This window comes from Paenibacillus sp. JZ16 (genome assembly GCF_015326965.1).
Taxonomy (GTDB): Bacteria; Bacillota; Bacilli; order Paenibacillales; family Paenibacillaceae; genus Paenibacillus_AQ.
In genome coordinates this window covers 867954-889621 of the sequence record NZ_CP017659.1, presented here as the reverse complement: position 1 = coordinate 889621, position 21668 = coordinate 867954, and the positions used below count along the sequence as shown (strand labels likewise).

General features: G+C 49.2%; 20 protein-coding genes and 2 pseudogenes. 18 read left to right on the top strand and 4 right to left on the bottom strand.

All coding sequences use genetic code 11. The features are described from left to right. The first annotated feature begins 23 nt into the window (after window positions 1-23). The 6 genes from BJP58_RS03905 to rarD all read left to right on the top strand — a co-directional run bounded on the left by BJP58_RS03905 (window position 24) and on the right by rarD (window position 4960). Complete coding sequence (locus BJP58_RS03905; protein ID WP_113059786.1) at window positions 24-356, top strand: antibiotic biosynthesis monooxygenase family protein; 333 nt, start codon at window positions 24-26, stop codon at window positions 354-356. A 56-nt stretch (window positions 357-412) separates the two neighbouring features. Continuing rightward, window positions 413-1057, top strand: a complete 645-nt coding sequence (locus BJP58_RS03900; protein WP_113059787.1) for a LysE family translocator — start codon at window positions 413-415, stop codon at window positions 1055-1057. A gap of 337 nt (window positions 1058-1394) precedes the next feature. After that, the gene (locus tag BJP58_RS03895) at window positions 1395-2015 is read left to right on the top strand and encodes an FMN-dependent NADH-azoreductase (RefSeq protein ID WP_113059788.1); all 621 of its coding nucleotides are present in this window, start codon (window positions 1395-1397) and stop codon (window positions 2013-2015) included. A 93-nt stretch (window positions 2016-2108) separates the two neighbouring features. After that, window positions 2109-2933 (top strand): SDR family oxidoreductase, encoded by an 825-nt coding sequence (locus tag BJP58_RS03890; protein WP_194542872.1) that lies wholly within the window; start codon window positions 2109-2111, stop codon window positions 2931-2933. Between the two features lie 82 nt (window positions 2934-3015). Beyond that, window positions 3016-3870 (top strand): RNA polymerase sigma factor SigJ, encoded by an 855-nt coding sequence (gene sigJ / locus BJP58_RS03885; RefSeq protein WP_194542871.1) that lies wholly within the window; start codon window positions 3016-3018, stop codon window positions 3868-3870. A gap of 211 nt (window positions 3871-4081) precedes the next feature. Continuing rightward, window positions 4082-4960, top strand: coding sequence for an EamA family transporter RarD (gene rarD, locus BJP58_RS03880; protein ID WP_113059791.1), 879 nt, complete (start codon window positions 4082-4084; stop codon window positions 4958-4960). A gap of 62 nt (window positions 4961-5022) precedes the next feature. Here the strand turns inward: rarD and BJP58_RS03875 are convergent, their stop codons facing one another. The 3 genes and pseudogenes from BJP58_RS03875 to BJP58_RS03865 all read right to left on the bottom strand — a co-directional run. After that, entirely contained in the window at window positions 5023-5553 is a 531-nt protein-coding gene (locus BJP58_RS03875) for an MBL fold metallo-hydrolase (RefSeq protein ID WP_336245462.1), read from the bottom strand. After that, window positions 5537-6082: pseudogene (locus tag BJP58_RS03870) on the bottom strand (IS3 family transposase); the annotation flags it as partial. The gene BJP58_RS03875 and the pseudogene BJP58_RS03870, both read right to left, overlap by 17 nt. Continuing rightward, window positions 6037-6291, bottom strand: a pseudogene (locus BJP58_RS03865) (helix-turn-helix domain-containing protein); the annotation flags it as partial. The pseudogenes BJP58_RS03870 and BJP58_RS03865, both read right to left, overlap by 46 nt. Before the next feature lie 173 nt (window positions 6292-6464). On the opposite strand from BJP58_RS03865, the gene BJP58_RS03860 reads away from it, so the two are divergent. The 10 genes from BJP58_RS03860 (at window position 6465) to BJP58_RS03815 (ending at window position 17593) form a co-directional block, all read left to right on the top strand. Continuing rightward, a complete protein-coding gene (locus BJP58_RS03860; protein WP_194542867.1) occupies window positions 6465-7412 on the top strand; it encodes an ABC transporter permease in 948 nt (315 codons plus the stop codon). 13 nt (window positions 7413-7425) lie between these two features. Then, on the top strand, window positions 7426-8301 hold the full coding sequence (locus BJP58_RS03855) for a carbohydrate ABC transporter permease (protein WP_113059795.1): 876 nt from the start codon (window positions 7426-7428) through the stop codon (window positions 8299-8301). 156 nt (window positions 8302-8457) lie between these two features. Next, entirely contained in the window at window positions 8458-9972 is a 1515-nt protein-coding gene (locus BJP58_RS03850) for an extracellular solute-binding protein (protein WP_194542866.1), read from the top strand. Between the two features lie 67 nt (window positions 9973-10039). Then, window positions 10040-11296 carry an FAD-dependent oxidoreductase gene (locus BJP58_RS03845; RefSeq protein WP_194542865.1) on the top strand — a complete coding sequence of 419 codons (1257 nt, stop codon included), beginning with the start codon at window positions 10040-10042 and terminating at the stop codon, window positions 11294-11296. A gap of 25 nt (window positions 11297-11321) precedes the next feature. Next, window positions 11322-12962: a response regulator gene (locus BJP58_RS03840; protein ID WP_194542864.1), complete on the top strand. Its 1641-nt coding sequence runs from the start codon at window positions 11322-11324 to the stop codon at window positions 12960-12962. After that, window positions 12955-14829 (top strand): cache domain-containing sensor histidine kinase, encoded by a 1875-nt coding sequence (locus BJP58_RS03835; RefSeq protein WP_194542863.1) that lies wholly within the window; start codon window positions 12955-12957, stop codon window positions 14827-14829. Before BJP58_RS03840 ends, BJP58_RS03835 begins: the two co-directional genes overlap by 8 nt. A 387-nt stretch (window positions 14830-15216) precedes the next feature. Beyond that, a complete protein-coding gene (locus BJP58_RS03830) occupies window positions 15217-15828 on the top strand; it encodes a TetR/AcrR family transcriptional regulator (RefSeq protein ID WP_194542862.1) in 612 nt (203 codons plus the stop codon). Between the two features lie 7 nt (window positions 15829-15835). After that, on the top strand, window positions 15836-16429 hold the full coding sequence (locus BJP58_RS03825; RefSeq protein ID WP_194542861.1) for a GNAT family N-acetyltransferase: 594 nt from the start codon (window positions 15836-15838) through the stop codon (window positions 16427-16429). Window positions 16430-16494: 65 nt separating this feature from the next. Beyond that, a complete protein-coding gene (locus BJP58_RS03820) occupies window positions 16495-16971 on the top strand; it encodes a GNAT family N-acetyltransferase (protein WP_194542860.1) in 477 nt (158 codons plus the stop codon). A gap of 148 nt (window positions 16972-17119) precedes the next feature. Further along, window positions 17120-17593, top strand: coding sequence for an HIT family protein (locus tag BJP58_RS03815; RefSeq protein ID WP_113059803.1), 474 nt, complete (start codon window positions 17120-17122; stop codon window positions 17591-17593). Window positions 17594-18246: 653 nt separating this feature from the next. Here BJP58_RS03815 and BJP58_RS03810 read toward each other — a convergent pair. Next, the gene (locus BJP58_RS03810) at window positions 18247-18456 is read right to left on the bottom strand and encodes a hypothetical protein (RefSeq protein ID WP_071219080.1); all 210 of its coding nucleotides are present in this window, start codon (window positions 18454-18456) and stop codon (window positions 18247-18249) included. Window positions 18457-18987: 531 nt separating this feature from the next. Here BJP58_RS03810 and BJP58_RS03805 point away from each other — a divergent pair. Next, window positions 18988-20697, top strand: coding sequence for an extracellular solute-binding protein (locus BJP58_RS03805; protein WP_194542859.1), 1710 nt, complete (start codon window positions 18988-18990; stop codon window positions 20695-20697). 70 nt (window positions 20698-20767) lie between these two features. After that, window positions 20768-21667, top strand: a complete 900-nt coding sequence (locus tag BJP58_RS03800) for an ABC transporter permease (RefSeq protein WP_194542858.1) — start codon at window positions 20768-20770, stop codon at window positions 21665-21667. The last annotated feature ends 1 nt before the right edge of the window (window position 21668 follow it).

The window sequence follows — 21668 nt, the reverse complement described above, 5'->3', positions numbered from 1 at the left end:
ATTCATGATAAGGGGGAACAAGGATGGGAGCTATTGCAAAGACACCTGCACCGCCGTATTATGCGGTCATTTTCACTTCAGAAATGTCCGAAGGCGAGAACAGAGGGTACGGGAAGATGGGAGATAAAATGGTCGATCTGGCTTCGAAGCAGCCGGGTTTTCTTGGAGTCGAAAGCGTTCGGGGTACGGATGGAGTTGGGATTACTGTCTCTTATTGGGAATCGCTCGAGGCGATCAAGGCATGGAAGGAGAACTCCCTGCACAGGGTGGCTCAAGACAAAGGAAAGAGCGAGTGGTATGCAAGGTTCGGCTTGCGGGTGAGTAAGGTCGAAAGAGACGACTATATGAATATTTGACTCTCGTATAATTACATTGGCAAGTATTTAATTAACTTTTTAAAGGATGTGCGAATTTGTTTGATTTTCTAGACTATTCTCTTTTGCCTGCATTTATATTAGCGGCATTTATAGTTTGTATCACCCCGGGTCCGGATATGGCATTTGTTATCAGCCGGAGTATTTCACAGGGGCGCAGGCATGGGATTGCAACAGCAATTGGTATTCAAATGGGAACGTTAGTACATATCCTTTTAGCGGTTCTTGGCCTCTCAGCGATATTAATGACATCAGTTTGGGCCTTCTTAATAATTAAGTACATGGGTGCAATTTATTTACTCTATTTGGGCATTCAAACGCTGAGAAATAGAGAGGGAATTCATGTTACATCAAATAATATAAGAGTTAGTATATATAAAGCATTTTGGGAAGGAGCGTTAACGGATATTTTTAATCCTAAAGTGGCTTTATTCTTCTTAACATTCATTCCACAATTTATAAATCCGGATACTTCTAATATAAATAGTCAATTTATCATTTTAGGCATAATATTAGGCATTATTGGACTAACGGTTGATATTTCAGTAGCACTCATTGCAAGTTTGTTCGGTAATTTTTTATCCAGAAACAAAGTTGCTCTTTGGTGGCAGCAAACAATAAGTGGAGTTACACTGCTTGGATTAGGTACATGGCTAGCACTAGAAGGTAAAATGAATAAGTAGAAGGTGGCAGAAAAAATAGCAAAATCCCGCTCAATTACAGATTATTCGATGACTGTTAGTCTAGCTGAATCCACGTCTGTCGCTTATTTGAGCCCCGAAATGGAGACAAGAATTTGCAGTCATAAACGTCGAGATTGCTCATAAGTGATTCGATCTCGATGTTACAAATCAGAGCCCTGCATCGTTATATGTGCATAACGGAACAGGGAGTTGAGGAAGAATGAGCGGTTTGACATGAGTTGATTTCGGAGAGAGCTAGCATCTCTTACCTTGATACTGTCATCATCCTAATTTCAAGAGCAGGAAAATTTTCCAGAAAAACCAGGAGGGAATATAAATGGCAGATGTACTATTCATTAAAGCTAATGATCGTGATCAATCCGTCAGCATAAAGCTCTACGACGCTTTCGTAAATGCTTACCGGGCGAAAAACCCTGGCGACAATATTACGGAATTGGACCTGTTCGAAGTGGAGCTGCCTTATTACAATGGCGAAATGTTTTCGGGCATTATCAAGCTTGCCAGCGGCGGTGAACTAACGGCCGAGGAACAAAAAGCAGTCCAAATCGCTAATCGCTACACAGATCAATTTATCGCAGCAGATAAAGTCGTAATCGCGTTCCCGCTTTGGAATTTTACGATTCCGGCTCAATTGCTCACCTACCTGTCTTATCTTAGCCAACCGCGGAAAACATTCAAGTACACAGCACAAGGTCCGGTAGGATTGCAAAGTGAAAAGAAAGTGGTGCTCCTTAACGCACGTGGCAGCGTTTACTCTGAAGGCCCGCTGGCTGAAAAGGAGATGTCGGTTAATTACGTAAAAAGCATGCTCGGTTTTTGGGGAATCACAACGATTGAAACGGTTGTCGTAGAAGGCCACAATCAATTCCAAGACCGCGCCCAGCAAATCATTGAAACCGGATTGACTGAAGCAGCAAAAGTAGCATCTGGATTTTAATGCACTACAAGCATCACACTATACCGCCATCTCAGGCGGTATAGTGATCTATCGACCTAACCTACAAAGAATAGCAAAGGATGAGAAATATATATGATCTTAGTTACAGGTGCCACAGGCTCTGTAGGCCGTGAAGTGGTGCGGTTGCTGCACCAGGACGGTTATAGGGTGCGGGCGGTCAGCCGTGATCCCGAGAAGGCGAATTTTCCTGTAGAAGTTGAGGGGGTGGCCGGAGATCTAACGAAGCCGGAGTCACTTTTATCCGCATTTGACGGCGTGGAAAAAGTATTTTGGATGTTACCGCTAGCCGCCGACTTTAACTTCCCGCGGATCGCCCAGCAGTCCGGGGTTCGGCATATCGTATTGCTCTCAGCGGCAACCGTTGAAGTTGGGGTACAAAATGCCATTGCGCGACTTCACTTAAATGCCGAGCAGGCAGTCCGGGAATCGGGCGCATCCTGGACAATCCTGCGGCCGAGCGGCTTCATGACCGATGCGCTCCGATGGACAGATTCGATCAGGTCCGAGGGGGTTGTCCGGGTACCGTTTGGCGACCTCAGCATTCCAGTGATCGATTCGCGGGACACTGCTGCCGTCGCCGCAAAAGCGCTAAGCACTGACGGACATGAAGGGAAGGTTTATACGTTAACCGGACCAGAATCGCTAACTCGTCGGCAACAAATGCGAATACTTGGCGAGGTTTTGGGGCGAGAAATCGGGTTTGAATCGATCACAGACGATCTCGCACGTGAACAGTTACTTCGACATATGCCTCCGGAAATGGTGGAAGCTCTCTTTGATCTGTCTAAACAAGGTCAACGATTCTCTAAAGTGCTTCCTACAATGGAAGAAGTAACCGGCCGGGCACCTCGCACCTTCCAACAGTGGGTGACCGATCACTCCGAAGCTTTCCTGTAGTGGTGAGCCTGCGAGAAAATTCAGCAATGTTGCATGGGAAGCGGGCATTATTATTTGCAATCCGGAAAAGGTGAGAATGTGTATGGAGGAATTGTTTGATCAATATAAAGCGCTTCTGTTCACGCTGGCGTATCAATTGACAGGTTCTACAGCAGATGCTGAGGATGCGGTGCAGGATGTGTTTTTTAAGGCGTGCGACATTCAGCCCGAGCGATTGAAGGAGCCGAGAGCGTATTTGTGCAAAATGGTAACCAATCGCTGTCTTGATCTGCAGAAGTCGGCTCGGAGAAAGAGGGAAGTGTACGTCGGCCCCTGGCTTCCCGAACCGATTCGGACACCGGAGGAGGATATGGTCGATAAGGTCGTCCGTCGCGATATGCTATCGTATGCCATGCTAGTATTGCTTGAGCGGTTGACTCCGACGGAACGGGCGGCGTTCGTCTTGCGTGAGGCACTTGGATTCGAATATCCCGAAATAGCCGAACTACTCGGCAAGCGAGTAACGAATTGCCGTATGCTGGTGAGCCGGGCAAGAAGCAAGTTGGGAATATCCGAGGAAGAGCAGGTCGCCGCCGAAGCAGTCGATTTGGATTGGGTTAGCCGATTCCTCACATCCCTTGAGCAAGGGAACGTCGATCACGTACTGTCCCTACTGAGTGAAGATGTCATCCTCGTTACCGACGGAGGTGGAAAGGTAGTCGCGGCTACTTCTCCAATACAGACTCGCGATCAAGTGGCCCTAATCTTAGCCGGGGCGCTCCATGCGCTAAAGTCTCAGGGCAGCGTACACGCCGAGTTTAGCCCTTTGAACGGTGAGACAGGTATCGTACTACGCGCTGAGGGCAGAACAGCAGCCGTTATATTTTTACAACACCGACGTGGAAAGTTTGAGAGAATCTATGTCGTTAGAAACCCGGATAAGCTTACGCATGTTTAGCCGGTAGCTGTGTCTGCGGAGATAATATAACAATCCTTGAAAGTCGCACTCTATGCGGCTTAACTAAGCTAACGGGAGGACTATAGCTAATACAACGGCAGCCGGACAAGAGCGTGAATGCCTGCAAGCTGGCCCATTATTTCCTTTACTTAAGCGAGGATCGAGGCGTATAATTCGATAAGGCATCGGAGTGAGAAGAGGGGAACTAATTATGAACAGTGGGTTGGTTAACGCTATTATCGCGTATATCATGTGGGGAGTTCTCCCGCTTTATTGGAAGTTGTTTGACGATGTGCCGGCAGGCGAAATTCTATCACATCGGGTTGTCTGGTCATTCGTCTTCATGGGTATTCTCGTCGCCCTCCAGCGCCGCTGGGGTGACATAAAGAGGATTGCGGCTAGTCGTTCGCTCTTGATGTCGCTTGCCGCCAGCGGACTACTGATCGCTGCTAATTGGCTCATCTTCATCTGGGCGGTCAACAACGGTCATGTTGTCGAGACAAGTCTCGGCTATTATTTGAACCCGTTGCTCAACGTACTATTAGCGGTCGTTTTTCTTCGTGAGAAGCCAAACCGCGGCCAATGGTTAGCGATTGCCATCGCTGGTGCCGCGGTGCTCATCATCGCCATCGACTACGGTCGGTTCCCGTGGGTCGCTATTTCGCTGGCCGTGTCGTTTGGCTTGTACGGTCTCGCGAAGAAGAAGATCGCGCAAGACGCTTCTGTGGGCTTGTTGTCAGAGACGGCAGTAGTCCTGCCCGTCGCGCTCGGCTACTGGATCTATTTGGCCGTCGTGGGAAAGACGACGGCATGGACGCTGCCTGCGCCTATGTTCGTCGAGCTGCTTCTCTCCGGCGTGGTTACGGCACTGCCGCTGCTCTTCTTTGCGCGGGCGGCCGCCCGGATGACTCTGTCCACGCTTGGCTTCGTACAGTACATCGGGCCGACGATCATGCTGTTACTGAGCATATTCGTGTTCAAGGAATCGGTCTCGCCGGTTTTACTCATCGGCTTCGCACTCATTTGGACAGCGCTCGTCGTATACGCTACGGCATCGGTTCGCAGCACAAAAATTGCGAAGGCAAGCTGACGGCACAGGTACCTCGGTACCATCATACAGGCCATTTCCGTTCAATGCGACGGAAATGGCCGTTATCCGTTTGAGGTGTAATCTGGCATACTTGAGCTCAACAACTTTTTTGCGGCCATACCTATATTGAATTTAGCTAACGTGCAACGATAGCCCCATAAAACAGCGGCAGTTTTAGGACTTAATTTTCTCGTCCAAAGCTGCCGCTGTTTCTGTTTTGCCGTTAGTTTAATACTAGTTTTTGCGATGTTTGACGATTTTGTAATTCGAAAAGCTGATTGGAGCGGATTCTGCGGGCGGGAGCGGATAAGATCGGGATCAATACGGCAGCGGTTCTCTCCCTGGATATAAGGTTTTTCCTCTTCGGTGGCAAGTATGTCGATTTTGTGCGGTATGGCGTTCAGAAGCTCCGTCAACCCTCCGATATGATCCAAGTCATGGTGGGTTAAAATGATTTTTTTGAGTTTGTCCAAGGGGATCCCGGCTTGAGCCATTACTTCTTGAAAAACGGGCAACCGGTAGGGAATACCGGCGTCGATCAAGACAACCTCCCGATGGTCCCAACTGTTGGAACGTTTGGAGTACCAGCTCATTGTCATTTCGATAACTTGTTTGGTAGGCAATAACTTCATTATTGAACAAATCTTTTATGGCGGACAGATACAGCCAGAATTCCCCTACACGGTATTGCGTGATATCGGTAACCCATTTCTGGTTGGGCGCCTCTGCTTGGAAATCCCGTTTCAATAAATTTTTAGCTACGCGTCCTTCAGTAGAAAAAACGTAGTTACAACGATGCTTCCGTCGAATACGAGAGCGTATACCTAACACCTGCATGAGCCGAAGCACTTTCATATGATTCATCCAGACCCCATGGTCTTGCAGCAAGAACAACTGGAGCTGGCGGTAACCGTAAACACCATTGTAGTGCTTATAAACCTTCATCACGAGCGCTTTATCTTCTCGATCGCGATCTAGTTTCTTTCGCTTTAAAAAAGCGTAGTAGCCACTTCTGGAGACACCAAAGATCTTACAGAGTGTGCTGACCGGGTAGTCTTTGGCAGCCTTCTCTATCGTTAGATATCTATACGTTTCATCTCCTGCATCCAGATTTCCAAGCACTTTTTTAATATTTTGATCTCCCGTTCGAGCGCTTGTACGTATCTGTTCTGGTCGATATATTCCTTACGTCGCCCCCGCTGATCCACAAGTCCAAACTCGCCCAGTTCCTTATACTTCTTCATCCATACTTTTAGACGATGTCTGTCAGCAATCCCAAACCGCTCCATGATCTTGCGATAGGTACACCCTTCCATTAGGTGAAGGCGTACCGCCTCTAACTTCGTCTCATAAGTGACACGCGAAGCTGCCGGTGCCCGCTAAAGTCCCTGGTCCATTCCCAAACTGTGTCGGAAAAGACCAGAAATAAAAGGATCGACCTCTACTCCCTCTGGGCCGCCTTCCCTACAATAAGAGACAAGACAGAGAAAAGTAGGTGGAGATCGTGAACAAACGCAGCGGAGGAGAAGGAACCCTCCTAGACGCCGGCCGACGGCGTTGGAAGCTGATTAGAGGCAACTTGGATATGTATTTGCTGCTTATACCGGGTCTGATGTTTTTGTTATTGTTCAAATACACGCCGATGTACGGGATCATCATTGCCTTCCAGGATTTCAACATCTTCGGCGGCATATCCGGCAGCGAGTGGGTAGGGATGGCGCAGTTCGAAAGGTTGCTGCAATCGGATGAATTCCTGCAAGTGCTAGTTAATACGCTGCTCATCAGCTTGTACAAAATAACGATTTTATTCCCGATTCCGATCGTCATCGCGCTTATGCTCAATGAAGTACGGCGCATGTTCTTCAAGCGGGCAATCCAGACGATCATTTATTTGCCGCATTTTCTTTCCTGGGTCATTATTTCGGGGTTGTTCCTCAACATCCTGTCACCAAGCGGCGGCATCGTGAACGAAATCATCCGTTCGTTCGGTGGAGAGCCGATCTCGTTTTTTACTGACAACAGCCTGTTCCGCAGCTTGGTTGTCTTCACGGCCGGGTGGAAGGAAATCGGCTGGAACGCTATCGTATTTATCGCCGCGATCGCGGGCATCGAGCAGGAGCAATACGAAGCCGCAGCCATCGACGGAGCGGGGCGGATCAGACAGATGTGGTCGATCTCGCTGCCGGGCATGCTGCCTACCATCGTGTTGATGTTCATCCTGCGGATCGGCAGCCTGCTGGAGGCGGGGACGGAACAGATTTTGACCATGTATAATCCGCTCGTGTATGAGACCGGGGACGTCATCGGCACCTATGTGTACCGGATGGGACTCGGCCAGCAGGATTACAGCTTCAGTACGGCGGTTGGCCTATTCAATTCAGCGGTCGGATTCCTGCTAATCGTCATCGGCAACATGCTCAGCCGCAAATTCCTGAATCGCAGCATCTGGTAAAGGAGGAACGACCATGTATAGGAAAACCGTCAAAGATGTTATGCTGGATGGCTCTATCTACGTTGTGCTTATTGCGATGGGGCTTATTACACTGCTTCCGTTTGTAAACGTATTTTCCAAGTCGATCAGCGAGGAGTGGGCCATCCTGTCGGGCCAGGTCGGAATTTTCCCTGTCGGGTTTCAGCTCGACACGATGAAATTCGTTGTCACGAACAGCCAGTTTCTAAACTCGCTATGGATATCGGTGCTGATTACGGTCATCGGTACCCTCGCGTCGCTGCTCATTACGGCGCTGACCGCTTACCCGTTGTCCAAACGCGAGCTTCCCGGCATGGGCATCATCATCATTTTGTTCATCTTCACGATGATGTTTAACGGGGGAATCATCCCCAACTATCTGCTCATCCGCGAGCTGGGCCTCATTAACCATTTAGGCTCGCTCATTCTACCGGCGCTCATCAGCGTATTCAACATGCTGGTCATCAAGAGTTATTTCGAGAGCTTGCCGGCCAGCCTGGAGGAATCCGCCAAGATCGAAGGCGCGAGCAATTTGACGGTTCTGTTCCGTATCATTTTGCCGCTAAGCGGTCCCGTGCTTGCGACGATTGGTCTGTTTTATGCCGTTTATTATTGGAACGACTACTTCAACCCGATGCTGTACATCAACAGCTCGTCGCTGAAGCCGTTGCAATTGTACCTGCAGGACATCGTCATGAACGCCGATACATCTTCGGCGCTTGATAAGACGGCCGACGATCTGATGAACGTGCCCGCGGAAGGCGTCCGGTCAGCAACGGTCATCGCATCCACGATCCCGATTCTGCTCGTATATCCGTTCCTGCAGAAATATTTTATCAAAGGCGTGCTCATCGGTTCCGTTAAAGGTTGATTGCGGCCATGTAAGGCAGCTTCCGAAGGCATTAACTTTACCCGCAATGCGATGCACGTCATGGCATGACTTCAGGTACCGGAGTATCGCCCCGTCATCGGGACGTTGTGGGGAGATTAATGATATAGATTATACTAATTGCAGGAGGGTCTCATTATGAAAAAAGCATTGAAACTTATGACTGTCATGGCCATGTCTGCGCTTCTGGTTATGACGATGGCTGCTTGTTCCGGCAACGGAACGAACACGGGCAACGAAGCGACGACCAAACCGGATGCGGAGAAGCCAGTCTTAAAGCGACTGAACGTATGGCAGAACGAAGAATACAATGCATACCCGGTAGCCAAGCTGCTCGAAGAAAAAACGGGCTACAAAGTGCAATACGATATGCTGCCTCAAGACAAGTGGGCGGAGAAGCTGAACCTGATCATGTCCTCCGGCGAAGCGTATGACATCGTCACTTCCTATAACGACATGGCCTTGTATTCGGATTATGCGCAGAAGGGTGCGCTCGTCGACCTGACGCCGCTCATCGACGAATTCGGCCCAAATATTAAGGCGGCTATAAAGCCGGAATCATTGGAAGCGCTTAAGGTAAATGGCAAGCTATATGCACTCCCGGTAACCGTGACGTACGATATCAACAGCTCCATTCTCATCCGTACGGATTGGCTCGACAAGCTGGGTCTGTCCATGCCGACGACGACCGAAGAGCTGACGAACGTTCTAACGCAGTTCAAGGAGAAGGACCCAGGCGGCAACGGCGACCGCAATGTGCCGCTTACGATCAAGGGCGACCAATCGATGATTGACAACCTCGTAGGCGCGTTCGGCATCGCCAACACATGGAACGACGTAGACGGCAAGCTCGTGCCGCGTGTCATGGACCCGGCATTTAAGGATTATGTCTCTTACGTAGGCAACCTGTATGAGAAAGGATTGATCGACCGAGAATTCGTAGCCAACAAGGACGCTACGGCGAAGGAGAAATTCGCAAGCGGCGTGGCCGGCGCCATTGTCGTTCACTGGGCGGACATTCCGGCCATCTCGGATTCGCTTGCGAAGACCAAGCCGGAGGCCAAATTCGCTTTCGTGCCGGCGCTTAAGGGCCCTAACGGTGAAGCCGGCTTCGCGGCAAACGCCGGATTTGACCGTCTGACGTACATCCCGAAAGCATCAACGCATCCGGAAGATGCGATCAAATGGATCAATGCAAGCCTGGAGCCGGAAACGTTCAAAAATATGGCGATCGGCGTGGAAGGCACGCATTATAAAATAGTAGACGGAGCATACGAGCCAATCCAGCCGATCTTCACCGACGAGCGCAACCTGGCTAATAACTACATGGCGGGCACGGATGAAGAAAACTATCCGCAATACTGGCAAGCGCGCGTTCGCAAAAACCCGGTTATGTTCGAAGCGTTTAACTTCCTCAACAACGAGCAGCCTGCCGAAGTGAAAATCAAAAACGTTCTCGGTCTTGCTCCGTACATGCAGCAATATTCGAAGACGAATCAGCAATTGAGCACAATGGTTGGCGACTACACGGTCAAACTGATTGCCGGCGCGGAGTCCATCGACGGCCTTGCCGACTTTCAATCCAAATTTATGTCTGCGGGCGGGGAAGCGGCTTCAAAGGAAATTAATGACTGGTACGCAACGACTAAATAAAAACAGGATAAGCGGTGGTGATCCTTTTTTGCGCACACCGCTTCTTCTATCTAAGGGAGAGATCACTATGAATAATGCAGTGTATTCGTTCGAACGTCACGTGAAAACCCATACCAAGGCGGACGTCGTCGTCATCGGAGGCGGACCTGCGGGGACAGCCGCTGCCATTGGCGCGGCCAGACGCGGCAAACAAGTGATCTTGCTGGAGAAGTCCGCTCAGCTCGGCGGGATGGGGACGCTTGCCAACGTAAGCGTGTTTATGCCTGTCGGCAATGTGACCGGCATCTACCGCGAGATCGTCAAGGAGATGCTGGCCGACTATCTGCCCGCCGGCCACGACGAATCGATCGCGCCGCAATATTCGCCATTTTTGCTACGCCAATACTTGAATGACAAAATGAAAAAGGAAGGCGTATCGGTCTACTTCCATTGTGAATTCGTTGGCACGATACGCAGCGGCAGCGGGATCGGTGCGGTTATCGTATCGACGCGCGAAGGCCTAAGAGCGATAGAAGGTGATGTCATCATCGATTGCACGGGCGACGCGCGAGTAGCCATCGACGCGGGTGTGCCTTACCGCTCGGGCCGCGAGTCTGATGGACTCACGCAGCCGATGACACTTATGTTTACGATGCAGGATACGGGAAAGCCAGTAGAGAAGATACTTCCGGATGGCTGTTATTATTACGAGGAGGTATCCGACCTGCCGCAGGGGCGCAGGTTATATTGGAAGCAGCGCGACGACGGCGTGTTGCTGATTAACATGTCGCGCGTCAAGGCGAACGGAGCCGATATGGAGCAAGTCAATTACGCGGAGACCGAAGCGCTTAAGCAGGTGTTCTCCATTGCGCATTATTTGCAGAGAACGGGCTTCGAGACATATGCCATCGCACACATCGCTCCGCAGACAGGTGTTAGGGAGACCAATCAAATCGAAGGGTTATACACGTTGACCGAACAAGATGTTGTAAGCGGTACGCGTTTCCCGGATGTGGTCGCCCAAACAAATTACGAGATCGATATTCATAGCCCGGACGCGGGCAAGACAACCGACGAGCGCCGCGTCGACGGCTACGATATACCGTATCGCACGATGGTGCCTGTAGGCGATATCGATAACCTGCTCGTTGCGGGCAGATCGATCTCCGCAACGCATGTCGCCATGTCCTCGATGCGCGTCCAAGCGACTTGTTACGCGCTGGGTCAAGCAGCGGGCATTGCGGCCGCAATCTCCCTCGAAGACGGCGTGTCCGTTCGCGAAGTAGACATCGACAAGGTGCAAGCCGAGCTTGCCAATCAAGACGCTAGACTGTTAGGCCGATAAATTAGGAGAAGGGAGATGGCGGGCGATGTATCGATTGCTTATCGTGGATGACGAACCGGCGGTCCGGGCGGGCCTGCGCACTTATTTCGATTGGGCTGCTTACGGAATTGAAGTGGCGGGCGAAGCGGATGACGGAGACGTGGCTCTCGAGATGATCACCCGTGATCAGCCCGATCTTATACTCACGGATGTCCGGATGCCGACCATGGACGGCATTACAATGTCGCAGTGTATCTCGGCCGAATATCCTTCCATTAAGATCATATTCGTCAGCGGGCACGACGACGCCGATTATCTCAAGTCGGCAATGAAGGTCAGCGCGGTCGACTATATATTCAAGCCGGTTAATTTGCAGGAGCTGAGTACGGTCATTGAACGCGTCGTTGCCGATCTGGACGCGGAGAGCTCCGAACGGATTCATAAGCAGGAGCTGCTTGTTAAACTAAAGGAAGGTATGCCGCTCCTGCGTGAGAAGTTCCTGCTCTCCATGATCAGTGAGGGTGCGCCGAAGTCGGAATTGGCGGAGCGGGTATCGTTTCTGGGACTGAATTTGCCCGTGGACGCCTCCTATTGGGTGATGGTTGTCTCCGTGGATGATCTTGCCGATGTGATGGCCAGCCGTTCCGAGCGCGACCGCCAGCTGCTGTGGTATTCGGTGCTGAACGTCTACGAGGAGCTGCTGGATACGCATATGCGAGGGTATGCCTTCGAGCATCGTACCGGCGAATTTGTAGGCGTCCTGCAGGGATCGGAGCCCGGCGGCGATTCAGCAACCGAAGCGGCGGAGGCATTGTTTGCGCTGGCCGGCGATCTTCGCTCCAATCTGGAGCGCTGGCTCAAGATCGGCGTGACGATCGGCATTAGCGATCTGGCAGGCGGCTTATCCGGACTGGCGCCAGCTTACAAGCAAGCCCGCGAAGCGGCCGATTACAAGTGGTACCTCGGCAAAAACCGTATCATCACAATGGACAGTCTGGAGGGGGCGGTGCCGGAGGACGGCGCCATGCGCAGATACGATTTTGAGCTTAACGAGAAGCTGATCTCCGCACTTAAGGCGGACGATGAGGACAAGATTAGCGAAGCCGTGGAGATGATTTTTTCCAGCTTGTCCTACACCCGCCCGGACGGCCTGAAGTACGGCCGCAATCTGTGCATGCAGCTGGTGCTTGGGATTGGACAGCTGCTCATGGAGCTTGGCGCGGGGGACCCCGATCTGGAAATCATGGAAGCAGAGCTAACGGAGGCGTTGTACGCGAAGGAGACGTTAAAGGATTTGCGGGGGCTGATCGAATCGTATCTGGCGACTGTCAGCGAACACATCCGGGAGAAGCGGACTGGCAAGGTGGCAAACGTCATTGAGCGAGTACGCGGGTATATCGATCAGAACTACGCTAACGGCGGGCTTACCGTGGCCGATATCGGCAAGGCGGTCTATTTGTCTTCCACGTACGTCAGTCTCCTGTTTAAGCAAGAGACGGGACAAACCGTCGGCGAATATTTAACCCAGGTGCGAGTGGACAAAGCGAAGAATCTGCTGCGCGATCCGCAGTACAAGTTCTATGATATTTGCTACGCGATCGGATATACCGACCCCAGTTACTTCACAAAGCTGTTCAAAAAGGTGACGGGTGTTACACCTAGCGCGTACCGGGATTCTCATGCGTAGAGCCTGGAACGTTGTAACAGGCCTGCTTTCGCCGCTGTGCCAGCCAGCGGCGATTCGCCGTTTCTCGATCCCCCGTTCTTGGTTAATCGCGTATCTGCTGCTCATTGTGCTTCCGGCGGGCATTTTCTTGTATGGCTATTACGCGCGTTCTGCGGATATTCTGAGGGGCGAGGTCATCCGGACGATGCAGCAAGCGCTTAAGCAGGCCGGGAGCAATCTCTCCTACCGGCTGGAGCGCATCGAGGATATAAGCGACGCCGCTTTCATGAACGCAAACCTGCATTCGTACTTATCGATTAATTCGGATGATCAGTCCATCGGTACACAGATCAAGGTGATTGAGGATTTGAGGTATTTGGTCGAGACCGTACAGTCTAATGCTGACGTGTTCCATGTTCGGGTGTTCGTGGACAAATCTAAGTTGTATGCGGAAGAGAGAATCAATTTCTTCACGCTGGATAGCTTGATGGTTAGACCGTGGTTTCATTCCATCATCGATGGAAACGGCGGAATCGTATGGACGGGCGTTTATGAGGAGTCGTATCTCGGTGCGCCCAATGAGACGATATTATCTGCTGCGCGTATGCTGCGGGATCCCGATGATTATGACAAAGTGTCCGGTGTGCTCATGATCGACGTCCGTCAAGACATCCTCTCCACTATTCTATCTGAGCTGCAGTTCGCCCCGGGCACAGCGGTATACCTTGTTGCTGAGGATGGCGCAATCGTTTATCACCCTGATGCGGCGCTTATCGGCACGGCGGTTGAACCTCACATGCTGGATGCGCTGAACGAGGGGGCGGAAGGAACAGAGTCGCTTCTGCTGAACAATGTACAAAGCGATGTGTTGTATACGACGCTTGACCCGACGGGCTGGAAGCTTGTCGCCCAGGGAACGGAATCCCAGCTGTCGCCGGCTACGCAGCGACTGACAAAGCGGTCAGAGTGGCGCTCGCTGATCGAATATGTCGCGTTGTTCCTGATCCTTCCGTTTGTCCTTCTGGCGATTATCGTGAGGGGAATGAATCGGCGCGTCAACCACGTGATCACTGTCATCCGGAAGGAAGGCAAGGAGGGCAAGGATGCGATTGACGGTCTACATGAGTTACCGGCGGTTAATGGTGACTTCCATATGCTGGAGCGAAGCGTCGACCACCTGATCCTGCGTGTGCGTACGCTCGTCGAAGAAAACTACACAGCCGAGATTCGCGAACGGGAAGCCCAACTGTCGGCGCTGCAGGCGCAGATCAACCCACACTTCCTTTACAATACGCTGGATACGATCAACTGGATCGCCATCGGTAAGGGCGCGACCGACATCAGCATGATGATTGACAGTCTCGCGAAGTATTTCCGCCTGAGTCTCAATAAAGGCAATACCATCGTAAGCGTGACGGACGAGCTAAGGCTGGCAGAGGTATATCTCGAAATTCAGCAGAGCCGCTTCTTCGGCTCGTTCGACTTCAAAGTGGCAGCGGGGGATGAGTTGGAAGCATATCGTATGCCTAAGCTTATTTTGCAGCCGATTGTCGAGAACGCATTGCTGCACGGCATACGTAAGGCGAAGGACCGGAAGGGACTTATCAATATTACTGTGGAGTTGGATCAAGGTGACATCGTTTTCGTGATTTCGGATAACGGCATCGGCATGGACGAGGAGCTGTCCCGCCGTCTGCTGACGGAGGAGCGAGTCGGCTCTGGCGATCATTCGGGCAACGGAAACTCCTACGGCTTGTTTAACGTGAACGAGCGGATCAAGCTGTACTCTGGCGAGGGGTATGGCCTGAGCGTCTCGTCGAAGCTCTGTGTAGGTACCTCCGTCACCGTCCGGATGAAAGCAGAGCTTGCGACCTCCCGGAATTCATGAAGTTTAGCTGCACAAAGTATCCCAGGCTAAAAAGAGGCTGAATCATGAAGTCGCTATGAAAATGACTTACGAGATTGATACTAGTAGAGATGTAGAAGGCTGGTTCGGAGCCATTCCGTATTAATTTTTGGACTGATTTTTATTATGTTCGGCTCAATATGGACTAATTGTGATGTCGGTGTACATAAACATGGTCCTTTTGAAAGTCGCTATTTTAGCGGCTTTTTTGTTTTATCGGTATAAGTTCTTGTCCCGATTGCCGTAAAGGCCGGTTACCGGATAGATAAGTAAAAGTTGATTTCGCTAATTTGGAGTTGAATGTTGTTGTTTCGCTCTCACTATTATATAATGAGTGAAATTTCATTCATTAAAAAAGGGGGGAACTGTTTGCCACGCAGCAAGGAACAGTTTGAAGAAATGCGCAATGTTACTAGGGAAAAAATCCATTCAGCCGCGATGCAGTTATTTGTTAATCAAGGTTTTGGCTCGACGAATGTTCAAGATATTGCGGATACAGCTGGCATTAGCATTGGGCTGCTGTATCGTCATTACAAAAACAAGGATCAGTTATTTAACGAGTTGGTTGCTTACGCGGTTGCAGGATTGAAACGCAATATTACATTCTTTGAATCCGACCAATCCCCTAAAAAGTTGATGGCACAGTTTGTCGACGAAGTCTACACGGACATGATCAGCGGGGAGGAACTAACCCATCTACTGATCCTTATTAATCAATCTCTATTAGCTGGAGCCGCCACAGCCTCGAAACATTATGAACAGATCCTCCAGGTAAATGCCAGGCTGCTTGATTCTACGGCACAGCTCATTCGAAAGGGGCAAGAGCGCGGGGAATTTCACTCGGGTGATGCGCAGGAAATGGCAGCTCTTTTTTATGCGTCAATTCAGGGATTGGCTCAGATGAAAGTATTACTAAAGAGCAACTTTACCATGCCCTCTCCATCTATCCTCACCGCATTTCTATTTAAGGAAAGGGAGTGACCAAACCATGATTAACGTGGTTAAAGCTGATCAGGCCGAGTTTGATGTGAGGCGAGGGATATCTGAAATATTCGCAGAGGGATTCACACAATGGCTAGGGTTTTTCTCCAAGGATCCTAAGAAGATTGCTGCAGCGTTCGCTCATATGTTCGCTCTGGATCAATTTTATGTGGCTTTATACAAGGGACAAGTGATCGGGATGGCTTCTTGCACGGATGGAACTTCACTCTCGGTTAAACTTGATACAAAGGAGCTTCGCAAACATTTAGGCATTTATAAAGGAAGTTTAGCTGGTATTTTCCTGAAAAAAGAATTTGAAACTCCCTTTGTTAATCCTTCACCTGGTGTAGGCTCAATCGAATTCGTAGGAACAGCTGCCGAATTCAGGGGGCAAGGTATTGCTTCTCAAATGATTCGTCATATCCTTGAGGATACACCTTATGAGGCTTACTTGATTGAAGAAGTTGCTGATACCAATATCCCAGCCATGAAACTCTATTCTAAATTAGGTTTTGAAGAATATAAACGCAGGCAAATACCTATGAAAAGGGCAAAGAAGATCGGGATCAACTACCTTATATCATTGAAATATTCGAAATAATGCAGATTAGAAAAAGCCGAAAATAAATCATGATATAATATGTTAAAATATTGGAGGCCAGAAATATGGATATATCTATCCGAAACGCTCACCAAGATGACTACGAGTCTTTGTTACCTTTGTTTAGGCAGGTTCATGATCTCCACGTTTTTGAAAGACCCGATTTGTATAAAGAAAACTCAACACCAGTCGGGAAGGAATTTTTCTTAAGCCAGCTAATTGATCACAAACAGCATATTTTTGTTGCTACCATAGGCTTAGAGATAATCGGACTAGTAGTGACGAAGGAAGAAGACATAACGGAAAATTCATTTGTAAATGCGAGAAAGCTATTATATGTAAATAGTTTGTGTGTTTCCGAAACGTATAGAAATAAGGGAGTGGGAAAGAGACGTATGCAATATGTTATTGATTTCGGAGGAAGCCTGAAAGTCGATAGTATTGAATTAGGGGTATCGGAGAACAATGCTTCTGCATATTCGTTTTATACATCATTTGGAATGACAACGAAGAGTAGAAAAATGGAGTTTAGGTTGAACTAACGGACGGGTGACCTTAGCTTGATAAATAACTACAACGCGGCTGCCGGATGGATCGGAAGCCGCGTTTTGCTAACAATAACGCAACGGACAGAAGCTGACTGCGTCTAATAGCTGTTTGGAGAAAAATGAAAGGAGTTGAATGAGAAAGATGACAGCATCATTTTCACATAAGCCCGAAGGATACGAATGTCCATTTTGTCGTATTTGGGGTATCGAGCGACCTAATCAGGGAACAAAACAAAGGGAAATCATCTATCAGAATGAAAAGGTAACGGCATTTATCGCGAGCAAATGGTGGCCAAACAATAAAGGGCATGTTCTTGTTGTTCCTAATCAACATTTCGAGAACATCTTTGAACTCCCTATGGATTACGCTGTGGAAATTCACCGCGCGGCTCAGCTTACAGCATTTGCAATGAAAAGTACATATGGATGTGATGGAATATCTACGCGGCAACATAATGAACCTGCTGGCAATCAAGACGTGTGGCATTATCATCTCCATGTTTACCCTAGATATGAGAATGATCAACTTTATCTGACAATGGGTTCTCAGTCCGATCCAGATGAACGCTCTTTCTATGCAGATAAGTTGCGTTCTTGGATAAAGGAAAACACTTAAGGTCTAGGAGTAGCGGATGATAACCCTAGTAGGAGATGAACCTGTCAACGATTTCACCGAAGGAGTTGGGGAACATACTATTGTTAATCTTAGCATTTTTATGGTTTATTTGGTTTTTGATTGTTATTCTGTATTATATATGGACATCCTTATTCTGGTCGATGATATTTCGTGCCCAAAAACTTGAAAATGAGGGAAAACGTACACTCTCAGGGTTTGTGGCTTTGGTCTCCATAGCCTTGAACATATCTATCTTGAAATTGATTTGCTACTTTACGGATACTCCGAGTTTGTTCCAATACTCTAAAATTACCTCAACTTGTTTTACGATTGCATCTATTTATATCGTCGTATTAGGAATTGCAACCATTCCTTTTATCAAAAAAGACGGAGCCTATTTGCTGAAGCTAGCCCTATTTGGAAATAAGAAAAAGAAATGGTAAAAAAACGATCCAATCGTTTTACCGAAAGGACCATTTTAGAATTATATGTTCAATCCCGAACAAGAGATAGAGATTTTCATATCATTTATCATTAAAAATAAAAGGAGATAGGTAGTGGAGCAGGATTAGGCGGACGCATCCGCTCCGACTAACCGCATCGCGGCCGGCCCTGTCGGAGAAGTTGTGAGATCCAATACATGTGCACTCCATTCACTTTTTCTTTTTTTTGAAGAAATCGAATTTGATCACAAAATCAAAAAGAGAAGTGATTACAACAGCTCCAAGTGGAATCATTGCGTAAGCCCAAGGCGGATTATTTGGAGCTTCACCAGGGGGTGCATCAATTAAAATCTCAAAAAGAACAACACAGTAAATTATGGCCAATAGAATACCTGTTACGTTCCTATCTTTTTTACGCATAGCTATTTTTCACCACCCTTAACATGAACAACCCTTGAAATTAAATCCTCTTATGAAAGTTCATAATCATTATATTGTATTAATTGTATTTAAACCATTTTCAATGCGAATAACTTAAATGGCGATTAGAGGCTCTATTCATATCTAAAAAGAAGATTATATATGGCAGCCTATTGTCATATTATTCTTTTTATTAATAGGTTATCGGATTGCTTTTTTATTTATGGAATGGGAATACGACTATGTGGACGAATACATGATGGTAACCATATCCTCTGGAGGAATATGGGAAGACCTATTGACGCGTCAACAAACATTCAAGTTGAGAACTGAAAATATAAAATATTTTACGGATCAGCGAAGCCTCGACCTCAATCATGAAGTCGGGGCTTTGTCATGTACAAAATTGCATAAGGGTAAACAGCGGAGAAGTGATGTAAAGAGTTGAGGCTTGTTGGAACAAAGGGAGGTCGGTGATAATGAAAGCGTAACCAAGTACAGGTGATGAATCCATTGGAACGGGGGATGCAAATGCAAAAAAGGAAATCAGTATGGCGAAGAGCGATATCCGTATTATTCATGGCGTCACTCCTGCTCTCGGCCTGCGGAGGCAGCGGGTCCGGCAGCGGCAGCTCGAACGAAACGGCCAAGACCGATCCAAGCACCGTAGCGAATGACGGCCCTTTCGGCAAATATGATCCGCCAATCGAGGTATCGTTCGTAAGGGATCTTAGCGACGTCGTGGAAAATAACGTGCTGGGCGTGCTTAAAGACGAAACGATCGACAACAATCGATGGACACAATTGTATGAGCAGGAGCTTGGCATCAAAGTCAAGTACAAATGGGTGGTCAAAGGCAGTCCAACCTCCGACCAATACCTGCAGAAAATTAACGTGACGCTGGCTTCGGGCGACCTTCCGGACGTGATTCCGGTCAACGCCACCCAGCTCAAGCAATTGGCGGATTCGGACCAAATCATGGATATGACGGAACTTTACGAAACGTACGCTTCCCCGATGACGAAGGAAGTGCTGCTTCAAGAAGGGACGAGTGCTTTTGACGCCGCGACGTTCGACGGAAAACTGATGGCAATTCCTCAACTGGAATCCTCGATCGAGCGTTCCATGTACATCTGGATCCGGACGGACTGGCTGGAGAAGCTGGGACTTGCGCCGCCGAAAACGATGGCTGACGTGCTGGCCATATCGAAAGCGTTTACGGAGAACGATCCGGACGGGAATGGTGTGCAGGATACGTACGGACTTGGCGTTACGAAGGATTTATGGGGGGGCGCGATGGGGCTTGAGGGATTTATGGCCGGCTATAATGCCTACCCTAACATTTGGATCGAGGATGACTCCGGCAAGCTCGTCTTTGGGAGCATCCAGCCGGAAGTGAAAAAGGCGCTTCAGGTTTTGCAAGAGATGTCCAAAAACGGACAGATCGACCAAGAGTTCGGTATCAAAGACGGAGGCAAGGTTTCGGAGCAAATCTCGGCCGGCAAGATCGGTATGGAGTACGGCGAGCAGTGGAATTCCATCTGGCCGCTTCAGCTGAACCGCGATAACGATCCGAATGCGCAGTGGCAAGCGTTCCCGATCGTATCCGAATCGGGGGAAGCACCGAAGGTGCCGCTCAAATTCAGCACCACCCGATTCTTCGCCGTCAAGAAGGATGCGGCACATCCGGAAGCCGTCATCAAAATGTTCAATCTGCATCTCGAGAAAAACTGGGGGGAAACCGCCGAATTCGATAAATACTTTGCGCCGCCGGAAGCCGAAAGCGTATGGCAGCTGTCTCCGGTCACGCCGTATCCGGTCATGAAGAACGTGGATGCGTTCCGGGAAATCGATGCGGCGCGCAAGGCCGGCGACTTCTCGAAGTTAACCGGAGAGGCCAAGACGATCCAGGAAAAACTGGAGGCTTACGAATCGGGCTCATCCGAAGGCTTTGCGCTATGGGGCTGGGAACGGATTTACGGGGAACAGGGCTCCATGGGAATCGCCGACCAATACGATAAAAACGACCAATTCCTGCAGGAAAAATTCGTCGGCGCTCCGACCCCGACGATGGTCGAGCGCAAGACGACGCTCGAAAAAATGCAAAACGAGGTTTTCGTCAAGATTATTTTAGGCGAATCCATCGACACCTTCGACCGGTTCGTAGAGGATTGGAAAAAGCTCGGCGGGGATCAAATCACGCAAGAAGTCAACGAGTGGTACGAACAGGCGAAGCGATAATCCGGGGCCGGAGGGAGAACCTTGTCGTTACTCCCTCCGAATCTGTTACCTAGGAATTGGAGGTTCACGAATGAAAGCGAAATGGCGAAGAGAGCTGCCGCTCCATGTGATGATATTGCCGGGATTGATTTTGATCGTTTTATTTTCGTACATTCCGATGGCCGGCATCACGATCGCATTTCAGAGGTTTATCCCTGCCAAAGGCCTCTTCGGCGATCAGCAATGGGTCGGCTGGGACAATTTCAAGTATGTGATGAGCCTGCCGAATTTTACGCAGGTTTTGTGGAATACGCTGTTTATTTCGAGCTTCAAGCTCATTCTAGGGCTCATCGTTCCAATCGTGTTTGCCGTCCTGTTGAACGAACTCAAAAACAATGTGATCAAGCGATCGGTCCAAACGGCCATTTACTTGCCTTATTTCCTGTCCTGGGTCGTGCTTGGCGGCATCCTGATCGATATCCTTTCCCCGTCGGGAGGCATCGTCAACGGGTTTCTCGGCCTGCTTGGCATCCCCAAGATCTTTTTCCTGGGCGATAACGAATGGTTTCCGTTCACGCTCATTGCTTCCGACGTGTGGAAAAACTTCGGGTACGGCACGATCGTGTACTTGGCCGCGATTACGGGGATCGATCCGGGGTTATACGAGGCGGCAACGATCGACGGGGCGAACCGCTGGCGGAAAATATGGCATATCACGATTCCGGGCATGCGGATGGTAATTGTCCTGTTGTCGGTGTTAAGCCTGGGACAGCTGCTGAATGCCGGCTTCGATCAGGTGTTTAATTTATACAGCCCGCAAGTGTACGAAAGCGGAGACATTCTGGATACGTTCGTGTATCGGATCGGTTTGCTTGATGCCCAGTACGGGGTGGCGACGGCGGTCGGATTTTTTAAATCGGTCATATCGCTCACGCTGATATCGGGCTCCTACTTTTTGGCTTATCGATTTGCGAAATACCGGATATTTTAAG

Coding starts and splice junctions, on each gene's coding strand:
- BJP58_RS03815 (WP_113059803.1), top strand. CDS start 17,120: ATGACAGCATCATTTTCACATAAGCCCGAAGGATACGAATGTCCATTT.
- BJP58_RS03825 (WP_194542861.1), top strand. CDS start 15,836: ATGATTAACGTGGTTAAAGCTGATCAGGCCGAGTTTGATGTGAGGCGA.
- BJP58_RS03835 (WP_194542863.1), top strand. CDS start 12,955: ATGCGTAGAGCCTGGAACGTTGTAACAGGCCTGCTTTCGCCGCTGTGC.
- BJP58_RS03800 (WP_194542858.1), top strand. CDS start 20,768: ATGAAAGCGAAATGGCGAAGAGAGCTGCCGCTCCATGTGATGATATTG.
- BJP58_RS03810 (WP_071219080.1), bottom strand. CDS start 18,456: ATGCGTAAAAAAGATAGGAACGTAACAGGTATTCTATTGGCCATAATT.
- BJP58_RS03905 (WP_113059786.1), top strand. CDS start 24: ATGGGAGCTATTGCAAAGACACCTGCACCGCCGTATTATGCGGTCATT.
- BJP58_RS03890 (WP_194542872.1), top strand. CDS start 2,109: ATGATCTTAGTTACAGGTGCCACAGGCTCTGTAGGCCGTGAAGTGGTG.
- BJP58_RS03820 (WP_194542860.1), top strand. CDS start 16,495: ATGGATATATCTATCCGAAACGCTCACCAAGATGACTACGAGTCTTTG.
- rarD (WP_113059791.1), top strand. CDS start 4,082: ATGAACAGTGGGTTGGTTAACGCTATTATCGCGTATATCATGTGGGGA.
- BJP58_RS03875 (WP_336245462.1), bottom strand. CDS start 5,553: ATGAGCTGGTACTCCAAACGTTCCAACAGTTGGGACCATCGGGAGGTT.
- BJP58_RS03845 (WP_194542865.1), top strand. CDS start 10,040: ATGAATAATGCAGTGTATTCGTTCGAACGTCACGTGAAAACCCATACC.
- BJP58_RS03855 (WP_113059795.1), top strand. CDS start 7,426: ATGTATAGGAAAACCGTCAAAGATGTTATGCTGGATGGCTCTATCTAC.
- BJP58_RS03840 (WP_194542864.1), top strand. CDS start 11,322: ATGTATCGATTGCTTATCGTGGATGACGAACCGGCGGTCCGGGCGGGC.
- sigJ (WP_194542871.1), top strand. CDS start 3,016: ATGGAGGAATTGTTTGATCAATATAAAGCGCTTCTGTTCACGCTGGCG.
- BJP58_RS03895 (WP_113059788.1), top strand. CDS start 1,395: ATGGCAGATGTACTATTCATTAAAGCTAATGATCGTGATCAATCCGTC.
- BJP58_RS03805 (WP_194542859.1), top strand. CDS start 18,988: ATGCAAAAAAGGAAATCAGTATGGCGAAGAGCGATATCCGTATTATTC.
- BJP58_RS03850 (WP_194542866.1), top strand. CDS start 8,458: ATGAAAAAAGCATTGAAACTTATGACTGTCATGGCCATGTCTGCGCTT.